The sequence below is a fragment of the Actinoallomurus acaciae genome, from assembly GCF_042429965.1.
Classification (GTDB): Bacteria; Actinomycetota; Actinomycetes; order Streptosporangiales; family Streptosporangiaceae; genus Actinoallomurus; species Actinoallomurus acaciae.
The window spans coordinates 1-2,513 of the sequence record NZ_JBHLZP010000820.1; the positions used below are offsets into that span (position 1 = coordinate 1).

A 2,513-nucleotide genomic window follows, 5' to 3' on the forward strand; every position below is an offset into this window, starting at 1 on the left:
GACGCCCCCGAGCTGTCCACCGCGATGCGCGCGGGCGTGTGCCGGGCCGCGCCGACCAGCTCGCCAGGGAAGCCGGGCCCGGCGCCGACCGGCAGGCTGCCGCATCCGACGAGCCACTCCGCGTGCTCGCCGGCGCCGATCGCCGCCTCGACCAGCGCCTTCAGCTCCGCGTCGGACAGGCGCGGGCCGGGCTCGTTCACCTTGGTGACCGTGCCGTCGGGCTCCAGGACACTGATGTTGCTGCGCACTTCGCCGCCGATCGGAACCGGCACGTACTCCAGGCCCCGCGCGCGCAGCATCGCCTCCAGGCGGGCGCCCTCGGCCCCGCCGACGGGGACCACCGCGCGGCTCGCATATCCGTGGGCGCTCAGCGCCAGGGCCACGTTGACACCCTTGCCGCTCGGCTCGCTCCAACTGCGGCTCGCGCGCACGACCTCGCCGTGGGTCAGGCGGCCCACGGCGAGTGTCCGGTCGACACTCGGGTTGGGGGTGACTGTCACGATCATGCGCGTTTCACTTCTACTCCCACGTCCTCGAACCGGCGGACGTCCGCGTCGGGCAGGCCGGTGTCGGTGATCAGCAGGTCGATCTCGGAAAGGTCGCCGTACTTGTAGAGGCTGATGTGGCCGGCCTTGCTGTGGTCGGCGAGCAGCACCCGGCGGCGGGCGGCGCCGAGCATGAGGCGCTTCACCGTCGCCTCGGACTCATCCGGCGTACGCAGGCCGTCCTCCACGGTGAACCCGTTGGTGCCGAGGAAGGCGACGTCCACCCGGATCTCCGACAGGGCGCGGACGGCCCAGTTGTCGACCTCGGCGAACGTACGGCTCCGGACCCGGCCGCCCAGCGTGTGGACGGTGAGCCGCGGACGCGTCGCCAGCGTCATCGCGATCGTCAGAGCGCTGGTGAACACGGCCAGGTCGCGGTCGCCGGGCATCAGGTCGGCGAGGCAGGCGGTCGTCGAACCGGCGTCGATGAGCACCGCGCCCTCGTTCGGTACCTCCGCCAGCGCCGCCTGTGCGATCCGCCGCTTCTCCTCGGTGTACTCGGTGCGCGCCGCGACCGCCGGTTCGAAGGACAGGTCCTCCACGGCCACCGCGCCGCCGTGCACGCGGTGCAGCAGGCCCTGGCGTTCCAGCTCGGTGAGGTCCTTGCGGATCGTCTCCGTCGAGACGGAGAGCCGGTCCGCCATGTCCGTGACGTCGATGCGCCCCGCGCGGCGCAGCGTCTGCAGCAGGATCTGCTGGCGCTGCGCGGCGTACGGAGGGCGGCCGGATCGACGTACCGAGTCGTCGGTCGATGCCACCATCAGTCCCTTCTCCATGGTGGGCGGGCCGCGGTGGGCGGCCCGTGTCGCCCTCTAGCAGGACGTCTTGTAGGCGGCCTGCCGGCCTGCCGGTGTCGACAGGTCATCCTGGGTGATCGTGGTGGTCGTTGTCCCGATTTTGGCGGTGGGCTTCTTCCCGGTCAGCGACGCGACGAGCTGGTCGACCGCCTGGGTGCCGATCTGGTACGGCTGCTGGGCCACGAGCGCCTGGACGTCACCGCGCTTGAGCTGCTGCACCTGCACCGGCCCGGCGTCGAAGCCGACCGTCTTGACGGCGCCCTGCCGGCCCGCGTTGCGCAGCCCCGTGGCCGTACCTTCGGCGGCGAACTGGTTGGTGGCGAACACGCCCTTCAGGTCGGGGTGGGCCGACAGGGTGGCGGAGACGATCGAGGCGGCCTTGGCCGGGCTGTTGTCGTTGACCTGCGCGCCGAGGTACTTGATGCCGGAGTACTTCTTGATCTCCTGCTCGAAGCCGCGCTGACGGTCGTCCGAGGTGGAGGCGCCCGCCTTGAACGCGATCACCAGCACCTTGCCCTGCCGGCCGATGAGCTTGGCCAGCGCGTCCGCCGCCGCGGAGCCGGCCGCCACGTTGTCGGTCGAGACGCTGGATCCGGCGATGCCGTCCTTCGACAGCGTCGTGTCGACCAGGCCGATCTTGATGCCGGCCTGCTTGGCCTGCAGAAGCGGCGGCACCATCGCCTTGGCGTCGGTCGGGGCGATCAGGAGCCCGGCCGGCTTCTTGGCGACGACCGCGTTGACGATCGGGGTCTGCAGCGACGCGTCGAACTGCTGCGGCGCCTGCATGTCGACCTTCAGGCCGTTCTTGGCCGCCTCGGCCTGGATGCCGCACTGCATGGTGATATAGAAGCTGTCGCCGGAGACGCCGGGGACGAAGGAGATCGTCTTCCCCTTGATGTCGCCGGTCGAGCCGCCGCCTCCGCCGCCGTTGCCGCTGCTGCAGGCGGCCAGCCCGAGGGCGAGCGCGGCCGCCACTCCGAGCACCTTCGTGGTGTGCATCGATCCTCCAGAGATTCCGAATGAGGGGAAGCCGCTAGGGCCTGTCTCGGTTGGGTCGTGGGTTTTCCACAGCCGTGCGTGCGGTCTTTCTTTGGCGTGTGGGGTGGCTTGACAATGGAAGTGGGGTCGGCGCCCCCTGGGAGGGCGGGGAGTGTCCCGGGCGGGGAGTGTC

At 71.0% G+C, this 2,513-nt stretch carries 3 protein-coding genes; all 3 read right to left on the bottom strand.

All coding sequences use genetic code 11. The annotated features are described in order from the left end of the window. The coding region (locus ACFFNX_RS47505) for a 1-phosphofructokinase family hexose kinase (RefSeq protein WP_378213002.1) at nucleotides 1-506 on the bottom strand (506 nt) is incomplete at its 3' end. Then, on the bottom strand, nucleotides 503-1,306 hold the full coding sequence (locus ACFFNX_RS47510) for a DeoR/GlpR family DNA-binding transcription regulator (RefSeq protein ID WP_378213003.1): 804 nt from the start codon (nucleotides 1,304-1,306) through the stop codon (nucleotides 503-505). The genes ACFFNX_RS47505 and ACFFNX_RS47510, both read right to left, overlap by 4 nt. A gap of 51 nt (nucleotides 1,307-1,357) precedes the next feature. Next, complete coding sequence (locus ACFFNX_RS47515) at nucleotides 1,358-2,341, bottom strand: ABC transporter substrate-binding protein (protein WP_378213005.1); 984 nt, start codon at nucleotides 2,339-2,341, stop codon at nucleotides 1,358-1,360. Nucleotides 2,342-2,513: the final 172 nt, after the last annotated feature.

Excerpts from the sequence above, each read along its gene's own strand:
- ACFFNX_RS47515 (WP_378213005.1), bottom strand. The coding sequence starts at position 2,341 with ATGCACACCACGAAGGTGCTCGGAGTGGCGGCCGCGCTCGCCCTCGGG.
- ACFFNX_RS47510 (WP_378213003.1), bottom strand. The coding sequence starts at position 1,306 with ATGGTGGCATCGACCGACGACTCGGTACGTCGATCCGGCCGCCCTCCG.